Below are 16,495 nucleotides of genomic sequence, written 5' to 3'. Positions count from 1 at the left end.
GCGTGCCTATTCTTCGTTGTAGCGGTAGCCAATACCATAGAGCGTCTCGATGGCCGAGAACTCAGGATCAGCGGCGCGCATCTTCTTGCGAAGACGTTTGATGTGGCTGTCGATGGTGCGGTCGTCGACATAGACCTGATCATCATAGGCCACATCCATCAGCTGGTCGCGGCTTTTGACGAAGCCCGGGCGTTGTGCCAGGGCCTGCAGAAGCAGAAACTCGGTCACGGTCAATGAAACATCATTACCCTTCCAGGTCACCGCGTGACGCAGCGGGTCCATCCGCAGCTCACCACGTTCCATGACCTTCGCATCACCGGTGCTGACCGCAGCACTATCGCCCTCGGTGGCTTCCTGACGACGCAGCAAGGCGCGAATACGTTCGACCAGAAGGCGCTGCGAAAACGGCTTCTTCACATAGTCGTCCGCGCCCATGCGCAGACCCAGAACTTCGTCGATCTCGTCATCCTTGGAGGTCAGAAAGATAACCGGCATCTGGGTTTTCTGGCGCAGCCGCTGCAACAGATCCATACCGTCCATCCGCGGCATCTTGATATCCAGAACAGCCATATCGGGCAGCTTTTTGTTGAAAGCATCCAGCGCAGCCTGACCGTCATTATACGTTTCAACCTCGAAACCTTCGGCTTCGAGCGTCATGGATACCGACGTCAGAATGTTTCTATCGTCATCCACCAGTGCAATCTTTGACATTGGGGTCACCCCTATTCCTGCTCACATACGCAATAATACGCTTTTTTGTAGGATATTGTTGGCGGTTTTAAGGCGCCGAATCAATCCGTAACCACGAATCAAGCCTTTCTTGCGGCAGTTCTGCGGCAAAAATGCCTTGCCGACCGCAAAATGCTGCCCGGTTTTCCGACAGGAAATTTGTGATGGCGCTAAACCTAGACTTGGTTGCGCTAACTGCGTCAAAGCCTCCTGTTCATGCCCCAAACGACCATGATAAGAGGACGCCTGTCCGCCGGAGTCGTCCGGCATGATTGCCCCAAGAGCGCACCGGGCCGAACTGCCTCTGCGCCGCCACAGGAGAAGACACACATGACATCTGGACGGGTTAACCCGCAATTCCGCCTCGAAGATCAGGGCATCGAGGGTCTGGGCAATGTCTATTACAACTTCATGGAACCGGCGCTGATCGAAGAAGCGCTGAAGCGCGGCGAAGGCACCCTTGGCAATGGCGGGGCCTTTCTGGTCACCACCGGCAAGTTTACTGGCCGTTCGCCTAAGGACAAACACGTCGTGAAAACCGACAGCGTCGCCGACAGCATCTGGTGGGAAAACAACGCCGCCATGAGCCCCGAAGGCTTTGACGCACTGTACGAGGACATGCTGGCCCATATGAAAGGCCGCGACTATTTTGTGCAGGACCTCGTTGGCGGGGCCGATCCGACTTATTCGATCAATGTGCGTATGGTCACCGAGCTGGCCTGGCACAACCTGTTCATCCGCCATCTGCTGCGCCGCCCGGATCGCGAAGATCTGGATGATTTCACGGCTGACTTCACCATCATCAACTGCCCCAGCTTCCAAGCGGATCCCGCAAAGCACAATTGCCGTAGCGAGACAGTCATTGCACTGAACTTCGACCGCAAGCTGATCCTGATCGGTGGCACCGAATACGCGGGCGAGAACAAGAAGTCCGTCTTTACGCTGCTGAACTACATGCTGCCGGAAAAAGGCGTGATGCCGATGCACTGCTCGGCCAACCACGCCGTTGGCAACCCGGTCGACACCGCCGTCTTCTTTGGCCTGTCCGGCACCGGCAAGACCACCTTGTCCGCCGATCCAGCACGCATTCTGATCGGTGACGACGAACATGGCTGGTCGGATCGTGGTACGTTCAACTTTGAAGGCGGCTGCTATGCCAAGACCATCAACTTGAACGCTGAGGCCGAGCCCGAGATTTACGCCACGACCTCGAAATTCGGCACGGTGATCGAGAACATGGTCTTCGATCCCGAAACCAAGGAATTGGATTTCGACGATGACTCGCTGACTGCGAACATGCGCTGTGCCTACCCGCTGGAGTATATCTCGAACGCATCCAGCAGCGCTCTGGGTGGTCACCCGAAGAACATCATCATGCTGACCTGTGACGCATTTGGCGTTCTGCCTCCGATTGCGCGGCTGACACCGGCGCAGGCGATGTATCACTTCCTGTCTGGCTTCACCTCTAAGGTGGCTGGCACCGAACGTGGCGTGACCGAGCCGCAGCCGACCTTCTCCACCTGCTTTGGCGCGCCTTTCATGCCGCGCCGCCCTGAGGCCTATGGCAACTTGCTGCGTGACAAGATTGCCCAGCATGGCGCGACCTGCTGGCTGGTCAACACAGGCTGGACCGGTGGCGCCTACGGGATTGGCAGCAGGATGCCGATCAAGGCAACCCGTGCCCTGCTTACCGCTGCGCTGGACGGTTCGCTGGCCGATGCCGAGTACCGCAAGGACGCCAACTTTGGTTTTGACGTGCCTGTCTCGGTCCCCGGAGTGCCGGAGGTTCTGCTGGATCCGCGCCGCACTTGGGATGATCAGGTTGCGTTCGACAAGCAGGCGGAGAAGCTGGTGCAGATGTTTGCGGAAAACTTTGAACAGTACATTCCGTTCATCGACGAAGACATCAAGGCTGTTGCCATCGGCTAACCTGAATCAAGGGCGCTTCGGCGCCCTTTTCTTTGCCTGTACGTTCACCTTCCGGTTACCGCGCGGAAACAGCATATACAAATGCGTTGTTCCGAAGTTTCCGATACGCTACAGTCGCTACATTAAATTGGCCCGGAGCTTTTGCACCGGGCCGAATCTTAAAATAACCTTTGGGCAGCTCATGCGCGGACACTCACACCAGCGAATTGGGCAACCTAATCACAACGCTAGTCTAAGTAGATGGGGTAAAGTGTCAATATGAAACCAGCCAGACACCACGGTGTTTGGACATATTTCCAGGTTTCGGCTTTGGCCGCGTTGGCACGAAAAAGACAGGTAAGATATGACCGAAATCTCGAAACTCACCGAACTTCGCAAGCTCATGCAAAGCATGGAGCGCACACTAGGCCTTGAACAGCTTTCTCCGGTCGAGCGCGACATTTATTACGCAGCCGAAGAGCTATCGAAAGCCGACCAAGAAGTCCGGACATTCGGCTTAATCGAACACACTCTGGTCCAGAGCGTTTCGCGGCCCACCTTTTTCCGCGCGCTGAAGTCGCTGGTCGAAAAGGGTTATCTGTCGCAAAGCGGCACAGCCAATCGCGGACGGTATATCGTACATGCACCACGGTGACGCCGCGCCCCGGCAGATCAACGGCTGATCGACGTGCGCAAGTGGGCCTCGGAAACATTTTTTGCCTCTTTGGCCTATGTGATCGCATCCTTCCTCACTTTTGAGGTCCTGATGCCTTTGCAGAACTTGTTCTTTCCCGAATATCCAAGTCGGGCGAGTCTGCTGTTTCTGCCACATGGCGTGCGCGTTTTATCCGCGTGGCTATTGGGCTGGAAGGCGATCTTTGCCCTTCTTCCCGGTGTTTTCATCGTTTTCGCAGCACTCGGCGGCAGCGATGTATTCTTACCCAGTCGTCTTATGGCGATGACAATCGCAGTAACAACGGTTCCCGCGGTCTTCTATCTCTGCAAGTGGCTCGGCTGGGATTTGTTCCCGCGCGCCGACCGAAAACCCTGCTGGATCTGCATCATGGGCGTCGGCGTTGTGACCTCATTCCTGGTCTCGGGGCTGACGAACCTGGCCTTCGGCAGTGCGACCGCTGAGTACATAGCCTTTCTGATCGGAGACGTCTCGGGCCTCTTCTTCCTGATGCTCGGCCTCTATTTCGCGTTTCGCTTTGCGGACAAGCGGGCGTGATCCGCTAACCGAAGAGACCACGGCGGACAAGGTTCAGCCCAGCGACCAACAGTACCAACAGGGTGATTTTCCGAAATAGGGCCTGATCAATGCGGTCCTGCAATCGCATCCCCAGCCACAACCCCGCAAGGGCTGGCACGACCAAAACAGCCGAGAACGGCGCTGTCTCTCGGTTCAGTATCCCTGACCCGATATGTGCCACTGTCAAAGCAACAGCGCCCAAACCATAGATTACACCCTGCACTCTCAACTGCTCTTGCTTTGGGGTATTCAGGGCCGTCAAATACGCCACGGTCGGAGGCCCCCATACGCCCGAAATCCCACCGACAAAACCCGCAATTACGCCGAAGATCGCTTCTATACGCGCTGATGCTTCTTTGAGGGAGAAGGTGACACCTAGGATCTGCAGCAATGCAAAGACCGTCACCGGAATGCCGATCAACATCAGGAAGGTTGAAGCTGGAACCAGCGTCACCAATTGCGCTCCGATCAGCAGAAAGACCAAACCAACGCTCAGAAAGACCCGGAACCGCCGGATCGAGGCAATAGCCGCCCGCCCCCCTTCCTGCAGCGCCTGAACGCCGTTGGTCACGACGGTTGAGAAGATAAGACCGGCAACCGCGAGCTCAGGCGACAGGAACATGCTCAGCCCCGAAACCAGAACCATCGGCATCGCGAAACCGACCATGCCTTTGACCCATCCGGCTAGGCACGCAATCGCAGCAGCCAGGGCAAGATCGGTCGGAGAGAGTGTGGAAAACAATGTCATGGCGTCTAGATATCACCCTGTGCGCTCTCTGCACTGCAAAAATGCCAAGGTAATATTTGAACTTTTTCGCTACGTAATAAGTATTTTTGTTGCGCTGCACGTGCAGCATGATATGACCAGACGACGCAAAAGAGGACGTGATTCATGGCCCATGACGGACAGGATATGACCCAGATGACGACAGCTGCGATTTTGCCAGACCTTCTGGCCCTGACAAAGGCCGCCGTACCAGCGGTCGAAGCCGTATTTGAACGCGCGCGCGATTCGGTACGGTCCATGGTCGAGGCGGACGGTCGCATCTCGGGTGCGTTGATCGAGGCGAACCAGACAGCTGCTCACGGGCTGGCATGGCTGGCGACGTATCATCAGTCCCTTGCACAGATGCAACGCTGGGCCGAAGCGCTTGAGGCGGACGGCAAGTTTGGCGAGATTGAGCAACTTCTGCACCAGATCGCCTTTGGTGAGTATCTGCATCAAGTCGCTGGTGGTATCCCCATGAACCAGGGCGAAGTTGTACGCCTGCAGGATCTGGGGCTGGGCTGGGATGCTCTGTCCGGGTTCCAGACCTCTGAAATCCAGACGCTGATGGCACAGGCCAATACGCAAGCCGCGCGGTCGCGCCTTGTCGCTCTCATGGAAGACCAGGCCGGAGCCACCATGTTCGGCGCGTCTGGTCTGGACGAAGAACTTGAAATGATCCGCGACCAGTTCCGTCGCTATGCCGTCGAAAAGGTCGAACCGCACGCCCATGACTGGCACCTCAAGGACGAACTGATCCCAATCGAGGTCATCGAAGAACTGGCCGAAATGGGCGTTTTCGGCCTGACCATCCCCGAAGAATTCGGTGGATTTGGCCTGTCCAAAGCCTCGATGTGCGTGGTGTCCGAGGAGCTTTCGCGTGGCTATATCGGCGTCGGTTCTCTGGGCACGCGCTCCGAGATTGCGGCCGAGCTGATCATCGCAGGCGGCACGGATGAGCAAAAAGCAAACTGGCTGCCGAAGCTGGCCAGCGCCGAGATCCTGCCGACCGCCGTGTTCACCGAACCCAACACCGGCTCGGATTTGGGCAGCCTGCGCACCCGTGCGGTCAAGAACGCTGATGGCGACTATGAGATCACCGGCAACAAAACGTGGATCACCCACGCGGCCCGAACCCATGTGATGACCCTGCTGGCACGTACCAATCCTGACAGCACCGACCACCGGGGTCTGTCGATGTTCCTGGCCGAAAAGACGCCCGGAACGGATGAGGCCCCCTTCCCTACGCCCGGCATGACCGGCGGTGAGATCGAGGTGCTGGGCTATCGCGGCATGAAGGAATACGAGCTGGGATTCGACGGCTTCCACGTGAAGGGTGAAAACCTTCTGGGCGGCGAAGAAGGCAAAGGCTTCAAGCAGTTGATGGAGACTTTTGAATCCGCCCGCATCCAGACCGCCGCCCGCGCCATCGGCGTTGCGCAAAGTGCGCTGGATATCGCGATGCAATACGCGCAGGACCGCAAGCAGTTTGGCAAATCGCTGATCAACTTCCCGCGCGTGTCCGGCAAGCTGGCGATGATGGCGGTTGAGATCATGATCGCGCGGCAGCTGACCTATTTCTCGGCCTGGGAAAAAGACCACGGCCAACGCTGCGATCTAGAGGCCGGTATGGCCAAGCTGCTGGGCGCGCGTGTGGCCTGGGCCGCGGCCGATAACGGGCTGCAGATTCACGGCGGCAACGGCTTCGCGCTGGAATACAAAATCAGCCGCGTCCTGTGCGACGCGCGTATCCTGAACATTTTCGAAGGGGCTGCCGAAATTCAGGCACAGGTCATCGCACGGCGTCTGCTGGGCTGACCGAAATTCGGCAACTTCATTTCCCCAACTGAACCCGGCGCCCGCGCCGGTTTTTTTTCTTGAATTGCTTATATTGTGCACGGCGCTAACCGTGTGTCCCACAAAGCCAACAGAACCAACTCTGAACACTCTTCACTGCAACTTCCCCCTTCCCGATCCCGCGCAGATCACTTACACGACCTCTCGAAACCCGGACGGAGAGACGAACGTGATACGCCTGACCGCGCTGCTTGCTGCCTTGGTGATGCTGACCCTTGGGGCTTGCGCTCCGTCTTCGACTGTTACACGGGCGGATGTCGATGGGCTGGCGCTTGAGATCCGCAACCTTGGCCCCAATGTCGACCCGGCCGAGGCCCGCCGCGCCGCGGAAATCTCGTTCAGCTATTCACAACAATTGAAGCGCGACTGGAACGTGACGGATTCGCCGATCGTTCACAACGCCAAGGTCATCAACGGCTTTCGCGACTACGGCCTGTGCAATGACTGGGCGCAGGCCATGACCCGGCGCTTGCAGCAAGAGAGCTTTCAAACGCTGGATGTACATTGGGCCACCTCTCCTCCGACCACGTTCCGCATCATCCACCATTCGGCAGCGATCAGCGCGCGGGGAGACAGCCTGAAGGAAGGCGTGATCCTTGATCCCTGGCGGCAGAGCGGCGACCTGTTCTGGGGCGAGATCTCGGAAGACGACCGTTACAACTGGCGGCCCCGGCTGGAGGTGCGCGAAGAGCTGATCTCGGCCAGCGCGGGCAGCTGAGATTCTGGTTCAGCACAAACCGAAGTCGCGCTAGATTGTGCCCATGCTACGCCTGACCCTCGTTCTGCCCTTGATGGCCCTGTTTCAATGCGACCGCGACGAAACCGTGGCAGCCTATGGCGCGTCTGACCGGTCCTGGGTCCTGCAGGAGATTGACGGACAGCCCTTTGAAGCCAGCGCCCTGCTGCAATTCCCCGAGGAGGGCAAAATCGCGGGCAACGCCCCCTGCAACAGCTACAATGGCACGCTGAACGCGCCCTATCCATGGTTCGAGATCAAGGACCTTGCCGCCACCCGCGCCGCCTGTGCCGCGCTTGAGGCCGAGGGCATGTATTTCGCAGCCCTGTTGGCGATGACCCAATCCGAGGTTTCGGGCGATGTTCTTATTCTGCGCAATGAGGACGGGCACGAGATGGTGTTCAAAGCCGCCGAGTAAGCCTCTCGATGAACCGCGCCCGCGCCTCGGGCAGCGGATGATGGCCCAGCGCGGGCGCAACGCGGTGTTCCATAAAGTACCCCGTCGTATGCAGCCCCTGCACGATCTCAGCATCCGGGGCCGTCCCTTCGCCCCTTAGACAGGGCGGCAGGGGCAACAGGCGGTCGGCCCACTCCCCGGCGCCTTCAACGCTGACGGCCCGACCCGTTTTGGGCGAGACATAGACCAGCCCCTCGGTCGCGCCGGTCACAGCGCAGGAGGACAGGTCGAGGCCAAAGCCCAGCTCTTCAAGCAGCGCAAGCTCCCAGCGCAGATAGGCCAGCGGCCAGATCTCATCTTGCCCCAGCAGATCCATCAACTGCTCGGTCTGGGTATAGATGGCGGGATGCGGCTCGCGCTCGGGCAGGCAAAAGGACAACAGGGACACCACGGCGTTCAGCCCCGCCAACGCAAGCCGACCGGAAAATGCCGCTGCCGCGCGCGACCGCAGCGGTTCGACTTGGAAAGTGCCTATATGTTCCTCAAGCCGCGCCCGCCACAGCACGTCCAGTTGCGCGCCGGGCTGTAGGATCGGCGCGATCTTGCGGCTGGTTCCCCCACGCACCACGCCCGCATGACGACCATGGGCCTCGGTAAAGACCTCGATGATCGCGGCCGTTTCACCGTGGCGGCGCGTGGTCAGTAAGATGCCGTGATCGCGCCAGTCCAAGGCAAGCTCCGGTCGGGGTTGGAAATCGCTCGCCTCACAAGAGCGCAACTGCGCGGCGGGCGCAAGCGGGATGGGGACTCGACAAACCGGGCGCTTGGTCCAAGATTATCTCTGGGCGCGCGATGGGCGGGAGGACAAAGATGCCAGGCAGAGTTTGGGTTTCGCTATTTGCAAGCTTAATTGGATTTAGCCCCCTTTCCGCATTCGCGCAGGCAGACTGGTCACAGGTCAAGCCAGTTCTCGACAAGCGATGCGTGATTTGCCACGGCTGCTACGATGCGCCCTGTCAGGTCAAGCTGACCTCGCCCGAGGGGCTGCTGCGCGGCGGCAGCAAGCTGGCGGTTTATCATTCGCAGCGTCTGGAAGATGCCCAGCCCACCCGTTTGGGACAGGATGCCACAACAGTTGAGGGGTGGCGGGATTTGGGGTTCCATCCGGTTCTTCCGCAGGCACAAGGCGAGACCAGCCTGCTAGAACGCTATTTGGCACTGGGGGCCGAGAACCCTCTGCCCCCCAACGCGCCCCTACCGGACTCGTTGGGGCTGGCGCTTGACCGCCCCTTGGTCTGCCCAACCGATCAGGAGTTCGACGCCTTCCGCGAAAGCCATCCCATGGCCGGAATGCCCTATGGGACTGCTCCACTGACAGCCTCAGAACATGCGTTGCTGATGGATTGGGTGCAGAGCGGAGCAGCTTTGCCTGAGGCGACCACGCCATTGCCGGATGATATCCAAGCGCAGGTTTCCGCTTGGGAGACATTTTTGAACGCCTCCGACCCGCGCGCGCAATTGATGAACCGGTATCTGTTCGAACACCTGTTTCTGGCCCGCCTGCATTTCGAAGGCGATGACCCACGGCGGTTCTTTCAAATGGTCCGGTCCAGAACACCCGGTGGAGAAGAGATCGACATCATCGCCACCCGCCGCCCGTTTGATGATCCCGGCGAAGGGCCATTCTACTACCGTTTGCAACAGGTCGATGAGACCATCGTCCACAAGGAACATCTCGTCTATACGCTGAGCCCTGATCGAATGATGCGGTTTCAGGCGCTGTTCCTGCAGCCCAATTGGGCACTGACCGACCTGCCCTCCTATGGCGACGCCGAGGGCGGAGACCCCTTCTCGACCTTTGCGGCGATCCCCGCGCGTAGCCGGTACCAATTCCTTTTAGACGATGCGCTGTTCTTTGTCCGCAGCTTCATCCGCGGCCCCGTCTGTCACGGAGAGACTGCCGTTGACGTCATCGAGGACCGGTTCTGGGTCAGTTTCCTAGACCCCGACGCCGACCTCTCGATCACCGACCCTAGTTTTCTGGCCGAAGGCGCTGCGCTTCTTGAGTTGCCCGTCGCGCAGGTAGGCCAAAGCTTGGGCGACCTGCACATGTTCTCGCATCAGAACCAGGCCCAGTACCTTGAGTTCCGCGATACCCGCTATCGCAACAGCCCCGCGCATCAAACCGGTTGGGGCTATGACGCGATCTGGGATGGCGAGGAAACCAACCCGAACGCCCTGATCACCGTGTTTCGACACTTCGACAATGCCTCGGCCCTGACAGGATTTCACGGCGATATTCCGGAAACCGCCTGGGTCATCGATTATCCGGTGTTTGAACGGATCTACTATAATCTGGTCGCTGGATATGATGTGTTCGGACGTGTCGAGCATCAACTGGCGACCCGTATCTACATGGACGAATTGCGCATGGAGAGTGAGGACAACTTCCTGACCTTCATGCCGCGCAATCTGCGGCCGGGTATGCACGAAAGCTGGTATCGGGGCGTTCTCGCCAGGTTGCACACGTTCTGGCACACCCGCCGCATCGACGACACGATGCCCACGGGGATCTTGTTTGAAACGAACGCCCCGAAGCAGGAGTTTCTTCTGCATCTAGTCGACCGCGGCAATGGGCTATGGCCGCGCTCAGACCCGATCAACCGATGCGATGGCGCGGATTGCGCGCAGGATGCGCTGACTGCCCTGGCCAGCCAGACCGGGCCTTGGGTAAAGTTCCTGCCCGACCTTTCCTTTCTGGTGGTCGAGACAAGCGACGAGAATGCCAAGGTTTTCACCCTGATTCACGACAAGGCCCATACCAACATAGCCTTCCTGTTTGACGAATCCGCTCGGCGAGAACCCGACAAAGACGTTCTGACCATTCTGCCTGAAATGATCGGAAGCTACCCAAACTTCTTCTTCAAACTGCCTGAAGCGCAATTGCCCGACTTTGTTCAGGCTGTGAAAGCGGTCGCCACGCAAGAGGACTGGATGCAGCCGGTTGCCGATTTCGGCGTGCGTCGGACCAGCGAAGATTTCTGGGCCATCAGCGATCAGATCCACACCCGTTTTTTGAAGGATAACCCAATCCAGGCGGGCATTCTGGACCTCAACCGGTACAAAGACCCAAAGCCCGGCGAAGATCCGACCTGAGCATTGCGGTTTGATGAAGAGGGGATGAAAAACACCCGCCAGCGCCGCCAGCTGTGACACCCACACGATAAGTTCAGCCCGGCAGACTTGCCCAAACGCGACAGCGGCCCTACCCTTTTACCATGCGATCTTTTGCACATATCCGGCCAGCCTACAGCCGGGCCGAGCGCATCAGTGACGGAGTTGTACATGTTCTGGGCCTGTTTCTAGCCCTCATCGCGGTTCCCATTCTGATTGTCATGACGATGTACTATCGCGCCGACCCGGACGCGGTCATGGGCGCGTCGATCTACGGAATGACGCTGATCCTGATGCTCAGCTTTTCTGCGCTCTACAACATGGTCGTTAGCGATCGATGGTCCGAAGTTCTTCGCAGGCTGGATCACTCGGGCATCTATGTGAAGATCGCAGGCACCTACACGCCTTTCCTGCTGCTGTCCGGAGCGCAAGCCCCGGGGCTGATGATCGGCCTTTGGTCCTCGGCCACGCTGGGGTCGGTGCTGAAAATGGTGGACCCGCATCGCTTTCGCTGGATCGGGCTGGTCTTATATCTGGGAATGGGCTGGGCTGCCGTCTGGAGCGGGCATGCCTTGCTGGACGAGCTGCCACCCTCAGTTCTGGCCCTGATGATTGCCGGAGGGGTAGTCTACACCGCAGGCGTCATCTTCTACCTGTCCGACTGGATGCCCTATCACAACACGATCTGGCATGTTTTCGTTCTGGCAGGTAGTGTTCTGTTCTTCGCCGCCGTATCACTACGGGTGTCGCTGGAGCCGCTGTTGCTAGGCTAATGCCCACTCAGAACGTTAGGCCCGCGTGCATCAGGATACCAAGCACCATCAACATGTTGAGGATCATCGAGATCCCGTTGCCCACATAAATCGGCAGCTTTCCGACCACCAACCCATAGGCAAACCACAGGAAGGACAGCGCAGCATAAAGCGACCAGGACAAAAGCGACTGGCCGGTGGCGTGTTGCGAGTGTGTGAAAAACAGCTTGATCAGCTGCGGCAGCGTGGCAAAGGGGCCAACAACACCAATAAAGACCATGAAGCCTTCGAATCGCTGCATCCAATGACCGAGGTTCGATTTTTCAAGTTTCTCAGCGAGTGTTTCAGCCACGCCAACACCTGACCTTTTTGCGATTTTCCAAACGATCGGCATTTACCGATCTGCCCTTCAAACTAGACGGTTTGAGCCGCCTGTCCAAGTCCCTGTGGGAGGGGCTATTCCAGCCCCTCTTCATCCAGCAAATGCCGTCCCTGCCGGTCTTCGACCTCAATCACCCAGAGATCAGGGTCAAAGCTGCGCTGGCGCTGGATGGCCTCGTCCACATCACCCTCGGCGCCGCTTGAGAGTTCCACCCATTTGCGCGCGCCGCTCATCAGGTCAAAGCTGCGTTGGAAGGCCACCGCCTGCCCGTCAAGCGTGTTGAGCTTGACCAGCACCGCGCCCGCCGTGTCATCGCCATGCGCCACCACAAAGGCCGGTATTTCCTGAAACCGCAGCCGCGCCAGATAGGCATGAACCCAGAAGTCTGCGGTCAGACGGGTCATGCGTTGCCGTCTTTGAAATCCAGACCCATCTCCGAGTACCGCTCGGATTCCTCCAACCAGTTGGGCCGGACTTTGACCTGCAGGAACAGGTGAATCTTGCGGTCGAGGAACTCTTCCAATTCCGCCCGCGCGGCCTGGCTGACGGCCTTGATCGTCTCGCCTTTTTTGCCCAGTACGATGCCTTTGTGGCCGTCGCGCATGACGTAGATGATCTGATCAATCCGGGCCGAGCCGTCTTTGCGCTCTTCCCAGTTCTCGGTTTCGACGGTCAGCTGATAGGGCAGTTCCTGATGCAGGCGCAGGGTCAGCTTTTCGCGTGTCATCTCAGCGGCGATCATGCGCAGGGGCAGATCGGCGATTTGGTCTTCGGGATAGAGCCAAGGACCTTCGGGCAGCTCACCCGCCAGCCATTTGCGCAGGTCGTCGACGCCGTGGCCTTTCTCGGCCGAGATCATGAAGGTCTCAGCAAACGGGTAGCGAGCGTTTAAGTCACTGGTCAGCGCCAAAAGCTTCTCGGAGGGCACCTTGTCGATCTTGTTGATGGCCAGCGCGATGGTGCGGCCCTGCCCGATCTCTTCGAGACCTTCGAGGATCCGCTCGACGCCTTCGGTGATGCCGCGATGGGCCTCGATCATCAGGACAACCACATCCGCATCAGCCGCCCCACCCCACGCTGCGGCAACCATGGCACGGTCCAGACGGCGGCGCGGTTTGAACAGGCCGGGCGTATCGACAAAGACCAGCTGCGCGTCGCCCTCCATCGCCACGCCACGGATGCGGGCGCGGGTGGTCTGCACCTTATGCGTCACGATCGAGACCTTGGCCCCGACCATGCGGTTCAAAAGGGTGGATTTGCCTGCGTTTGGCTCTCCGATCAGGGCGATGAATCCGGCGCGTGTGGTCATGTGTGTTGCGATCCTGTTTGCAAGTGCGCACCCCTATAGCAGAATGCCCGCGCGGGCCAGAGGGTTTTGTCGCATTGCGATCCGTCGTGTGCAGTGAAACTGTAGCCACACGCCACGCCGATGACAGCCAGGCGAGGATTTCATCAAAGAGGCAATTCATGAAACGTCGCGAGTTCATTTTGGGCAGCAGCGCCGCCGCCGGGGCAATCGGAGTGGGAGGGTTCGGTCTGGCCTCGGCCGCGCCTGAACTGGTCATCCAATCGGCCAGTTTTGCACTGCGCGATCAGGTGACGACCGGGATGGTCAGCCTGTCCTCGGATGCGCCACCGTCGGTGCTGCGGGGCCGTCAGGGCGAGGCGATGCGCCTGCCGGTGCGCAACTCGACACTGGACTACACCGCGATGCATTGGCACGGGCTGCGTATTCCCAATGCGATGGACGGCGTGCCCTATCTGACCCAGATGCCAATGGGGCCGAATGAACTGTTCGACTATGAGTTCACGCCCCCCGATGCCGGAACCTATTGGTACCACCCCCATTGCATGACGATGGAGCAGATGGCCCATGGCCTGACCGGCGTGATGGTTATTGCCGAGGCCGAAGATCCCGGATTTGACAGCGAACAGGTCGTCAATCTGCGTGATTTCCGGCTGGATGACGAGGACCAATTCTTGCCCGCGTACACCCAGCGCGGCGCTGCGCGAGACGGGACATTCGGCAATCTACAGACCGCAAACTGGTTGGATGCGCCTGTCTATGACCACGTCTCGGGCGGGTTGGTACGACTGCGGGTGATAAACACGGATACGACCCGGATCTATCGGCTGCATCTCAAGGGCGCCAAAGCCCGGATCATCGCATGGGACGGTCATCCGCTTAATGTCGAAGTTCCCCTGCCAAGCGCCGATGAACCCCTGCTGGTTGGTCCGGGTCAACGGGTGGATTTCGCGGTGGCGATGCCCTCTGGCGAGGGGCAGATGGTGGATCTGGTCGCGAAGCTGCCGGGTCGGCCGCATCGTCCGATGGCACGTCTTCGGGCCGTAGGCGCGGATGTTGCGCGCGATTTGCAGGAGTTGAAACCACTGCCCCCGAATCCGGTTGCACGGCCTGATCTGGCCACGGCCGAGCTACATGAGTTCGTCTTTGGCTGGACGCCCGAAGGTGGAGAACCGAATAACGGGTTCTGTGGCTCTTTGGGATATAATTTCTGGTCAATCAACCGGACCCCTTGGGCGGGTGATGCCGCAGAGGGCGTTGGCCCTCTGGCCGTTTTGGAGATGGGCAAGAGCTATGTTCTGCGGCTACGAAACGAATCGCCAAACCTGCATCCGATCCACCTGCATGGGCTTGTGTTTATGCCGTTGCAGTCGAACTTACGCAAGCTGCCGCCCTTGCTGACCGATACCATGCTGCTGCTGAAAGATGAAATCGTTGAAATCGCTTTGGTCGCAGACAATCCCGGCGACTGGGCCTTTCATTGTCATGTGATCGAGCATCAGAAAACCGGTCTGACCGGGTATATCAAAGTGATTTAGGCATCGGGTTGGCCGCGCCAATCCGACCGGTAGGGGGCCAGCCCCCTCGTCCAGATTTCATCCGGCCTCACCCCCGGGATATTTTTGGCCAGATGAAGAGCGGATCGGGTTTTGGAAGATGAACGGGGGCTACGTCGGCAGCGAGTCCAGAAGGGCTTTTGCCGCCGCCTGTTCGGCCTGGCGCTTTGATCCGGCGGTGGCCTGTGCCTCGGTCCCGTCCTGTAGGCGGGCGGCGATGGTAAAGACCGGCGCGTGGTCGGGGCCGCTGCGTTTGACCTCGATATAACTAGGCGGTTTCTGGCCGCGGGCCTGTGCCCATTCCTGCAGCGAGGTTTTAGCATCGCGGGCGTCGGATTCGACTGTGTGGATGCGATCGCCCCAGAGGGCGAGGATGACATCGCGGGCGGCCTCGAACCCGGCGTCGCGGTAGATGGCGGCGATTACTGCCTCCATCGCGTCGCCCAGAAGCGCCTGTTTGCGGCGACCACCGGACAGCATCTCGGACCGGCCCAGCTTCAGCACCGCGCCCAGATCAATCTGGCGGGCGACATCGGCACAGGCCTCTTTGCGCACCAGCGCGTTGAAACGCGGGGCCAGTTGGCCTTCGGAGGCCCTCTTATCCGCCTCCAGCAAGGCCGTTGCCATTACGAGACCCAGAACGCGGTCGCCCAGGAATTCGAGCCGCTGGTTGTCGGGCCGGGTGGCGGACGAAACCGAACCGTGGGTCAATGCCCGCACCAACAGCTCGGGGTTAGAGAATTTGTACCCCAAGCGATGCTGAAACGCCTTTATATCGGCCGATACCTTCAATTGACCGCCTTGAAGAAGCGGTCGCTGCGCCATGTCCAGAAGAACAGCATAGACCGGCCGGCCGACGAGAACATGATCCGGTCGGCGCGACCGATCAGGTTTTCGTAAGGAACATAGCCTACCCCGCCAGCAGATTGCGGTAGGCGGCTATCAGCAGAGTTATCTCGGTTGTCACCCATGAAGAAATAGTGGCCTTCGGGCACCGTGTAGATGCCGGTATTGTCGGACCCCTGATTGCCAATATTCAGCACATCATAGGATACGCCATTGGGCAGGGTCTCGACAAAGCGCTCTTTCTCACAAACGCCACCGATACCGACCGGACCGTTGGAGCAGCGCGGACGCAGGCGCTGCGGGCCTTGCGGAGCCGCCACTTCGGTGAACACGCCATCGGCCTGTTGCGGGACGGGTGTGCCATTCAGGATGATCTGCCCTTGGCGAACCTGAACGCGGTCGCCCGGCAGACCGATGAGGCGCTTGATGTAGTCACGCCCCGTCACAGGGTGACGGAAGACGATCACATCGCCGCGCTCGGGCTCTCCGCCCCAGATGCGGGTATTGTCGTCACCTGGAAGCCAGCCGCAGATATCCTCGGCGTCGATATTCAGACCGACGCTGGGGATGATCAGGCTAGGACAGGAGGCGTAGGAGTAACCGTAGGCCATCTTGTTGACGAACAGGAAATCACCGATCAGCAGGGTCTGCTTCATCGAGCCGGAGGGAATCCAGAAGGGCTGGAAGAACAGGGTGCGGAAAACGCCTGCGATCAACAGGGCATAGACGATGGTTTTGATCGTCTCCCAGATGGGATTTCCGGTTTTGACGTCCTCGGCCATACTGCTCTTTCGCTCCTTGGTGTGTTGGGTGCTACATGCGGGCCATGCGGGG

18 protein-coding genes are annotated in these 16,495 nt (G+C 59.2%); 9 read left to right on the top strand and 9 right to left on the bottom strand.

What is annotated here, in order from left to right; translation table 11 throughout:
• Window positions 1-6: 6 nt before the first annotated feature.
• Both ACR0IP_RS21415 and ACR0IP_RS21410 read right to left on the bottom strand, forming a co-directional pair.
• Entirely contained in the window at window positions 7-711 is a 705-nt protein-coding gene (locus tag ACR0IP_RS21415) for a response regulator transcription factor (protein WP_170380430.1), read from the bottom strand.
• A gap of 21 nt (window positions 712-732) precedes the next feature.
• Entirely contained in the window at window positions 733-999 is a 267-nt protein-coding gene (locus ACR0IP_RS21410) for a hypothetical protein (protein ID WP_480527859.1), read from the bottom strand.
• Between the two features lie 60 nt (window positions 1,000-1,059).
• Between ACR0IP_RS21410 and ACR0IP_RS21405 the strand changes: the two genes are divergently transcribed.
• The 3 genes from ACR0IP_RS21405 to ACR0IP_RS21395 all read left to right on the top strand — a co-directional run bounded on the left by ACR0IP_RS21405 (window position 1,060) and on the right by ACR0IP_RS21395 (window position 3,868).
• Window positions 1,060-2,658: a phosphoenolpyruvate carboxykinase gene (locus ACR0IP_RS21405; RefSeq protein ID WP_170380431.1), complete on the top strand. Its 1,599-nt coding sequence runs from the start codon at window positions 1,060-1,062 to the stop codon at window positions 2,656-2,658.
• Window positions 2,659-3,001: 343 nt separating this feature from the next.
• Window positions 3,002-3,292: a hypothetical protein gene (locus ACR0IP_RS21400; protein ID WP_170380432.1), complete on the top strand. Its 291-nt coding sequence runs from the start codon at window positions 3,002-3,004 to the stop codon at window positions 3,290-3,292.
• A gap of 111 nt (window positions 3,293-3,403) precedes the next feature.
• Window positions 3,404-3,868, top strand: a complete 465-nt coding sequence (locus ACR0IP_RS21395; RefSeq protein ID WP_480527857.1) for a hypothetical protein — start codon at window positions 3,404-3,406, stop codon at window positions 3,866-3,868.
• 4 nt (window positions 3,869-3,872) lie between these two features.
• Here ACR0IP_RS21395 and ACR0IP_RS21390 read toward each other — a convergent pair whose 3' ends face one another.
• The gene (locus tag ACR0IP_RS21390) at window positions 3,873-4,637 is read right to left on the bottom strand and encodes a sulfite exporter TauE/SafE family protein (protein WP_480527855.1); all 765 of its coding nucleotides are present in this window, start codon (window positions 4,635-4,637) and stop codon (window positions 3,873-3,875) included.
• Window positions 4,638-4,781: 144 nt separating this feature from the next.
• Here ACR0IP_RS21390 and ACR0IP_RS21385 point away from each other — a divergent pair, with 144 nt between their 5' ends.
• The 3 genes from ACR0IP_RS21385 (at window position 4,782) to ACR0IP_RS21375 (ending at window position 7,666) form a co-directional block, all read left to right on the top strand.
• Window positions 4,782-6,473: an acyl-CoA dehydrogenase family protein gene (locus ACR0IP_RS21385; protein WP_170463218.1), complete on the top strand. Its 1,692-nt coding sequence runs from the start codon at window positions 4,782-4,784 to the stop codon at window positions 6,471-6,473.
• Window positions 6,474-6,681: 208 nt separating this feature from the next.
• Window positions 6,682-7,230 carry a hypothetical protein gene (locus tag ACR0IP_RS21380; protein WP_480527853.1) on the top strand — a complete coding sequence of 183 codons (549 nt, stop codon included), beginning with the start codon at window positions 6,682-6,684 and terminating at the stop codon, window positions 7,228-7,230.
• Window positions 7,231-7,273: 43 nt separating this feature from the next.
• Complete coding sequence (locus tag ACR0IP_RS21375) at window positions 7,274-7,666, top strand: META domain-containing protein (RefSeq protein ID WP_209254969.1); 393 nt, start codon at window positions 7,274-7,276, stop codon at window positions 7,664-7,666.
• Here ACR0IP_RS21375 and recO read toward each other — a convergent pair.
• The gene (gene recO, locus ACR0IP_RS21370; RefSeq protein ID WP_480527850.1) at window positions 7,650-8,375 is read right to left on the bottom strand and encodes a DNA repair protein RecO; all 726 of its coding nucleotides are present in this window, start codon (window positions 8,373-8,375) and stop codon (window positions 7,650-7,652) included. The two genes, ACR0IP_RS21375 and recO, sit on opposite strands and share 17 nt — an antisense overlap.
• 140 nt (window positions 8,376-8,515) lie before the next feature.
• On the opposite strand from recO, the gene ACR0IP_RS21365 reads away from it, so the two are divergent.
• Complete coding sequence (locus ACR0IP_RS21365; protein WP_480527848.1) at window positions 8,516-10,801, top strand: fatty acid cis/trans isomerase; 2,286 nt, start codon at window positions 8,516-8,518, stop codon at window positions 10,799-10,801.
• A gap of 122 nt (window positions 10,802-10,923) precedes the next feature.
• Entirely contained in the window at window positions 10,924-11,592 is a 669-nt protein-coding gene (trhA, locus tag ACR0IP_RS21360) for a PAQR family membrane homeostasis protein TrhA (protein WP_170380438.1), read from the top strand.
• 7 nt (window positions 11,593-11,599) lie between these two features.
• Here trhA and ACR0IP_RS21355 read toward each other — a convergent pair whose 3' ends face one another.
• From ACR0IP_RS21355 to era, 3 genes are all read right to left on the bottom strand, one after another.
• Entirely contained in the window at window positions 11,600-11,923 is a 324-nt protein-coding gene (locus ACR0IP_RS21355; RefSeq protein ID WP_170380439.1) for a SemiSWEET transporter, read from the bottom strand.
• Between the two features lie 104 nt (window positions 11,924-12,027).
• Window positions 12,028-12,357 carry a DUF1491 family protein gene (locus ACR0IP_RS21350; RefSeq protein ID WP_170641401.1) on the bottom strand — a complete coding sequence of 110 codons (330 nt, stop codon included), beginning with the start codon at window positions 12,355-12,357 and terminating at the stop codon, window positions 12,028-12,030.
• Window positions 12,354-13,262, bottom strand: coding sequence for a GTPase Era (era, locus tag ACR0IP_RS21345; protein WP_170681249.1), 909 nt, complete (start codon window positions 13,260-13,262; stop codon window positions 12,354-12,356). Before era ends, ACR0IP_RS21350 begins: the two co-directional genes overlap by 4 nt.
• Window positions 13,263-13,420: 158 nt before the next feature.
• Here era and ACR0IP_RS21340 point away from each other — a divergent pair, with 158 nt between their 5' ends.
• Complete coding sequence (locus tag ACR0IP_RS21340; RefSeq protein ID WP_480527845.1) at window positions 13,421-14,797, top strand: multicopper oxidase family protein; 1,377 nt, start codon at window positions 13,421-13,423, stop codon at window positions 14,795-14,797.
• A 129-nt stretch (window positions 14,798-14,926) separates the two neighbouring features.
• Here ACR0IP_RS21340 and rnc read toward each other — a convergent pair whose 3' ends face one another.
• Both rnc and lepB read right to left on the bottom strand, forming a co-directional pair.
• The gene (rnc, locus tag ACR0IP_RS21335) at window positions 14,927-15,607 is read right to left on the bottom strand and encodes a ribonuclease III (RefSeq protein WP_480527843.1); all 681 of its coding nucleotides are present in this window, start codon (window positions 15,605-15,607) and stop codon (window positions 14,927-14,929) included.
• A complete protein-coding gene (lepB, locus tag ACR0IP_RS21330; protein WP_170474120.1) occupies window positions 15,604-16,443 on the bottom strand; it encodes a signal peptidase I in 840 nt (279 codons plus the stop codon). The genes rnc and lepB overlap by 4 nt, the downstream gene beginning before the upstream one ends.
• Between the last annotated feature and the right edge of the window lie 52 nt (window positions 16,444-16,495).

Source organism: Ruegeria sp. AL11 (assembly GCF_056540865.1).
This window is presented reverse-complemented; position numbering and strand designations above follow the sequence as displayed.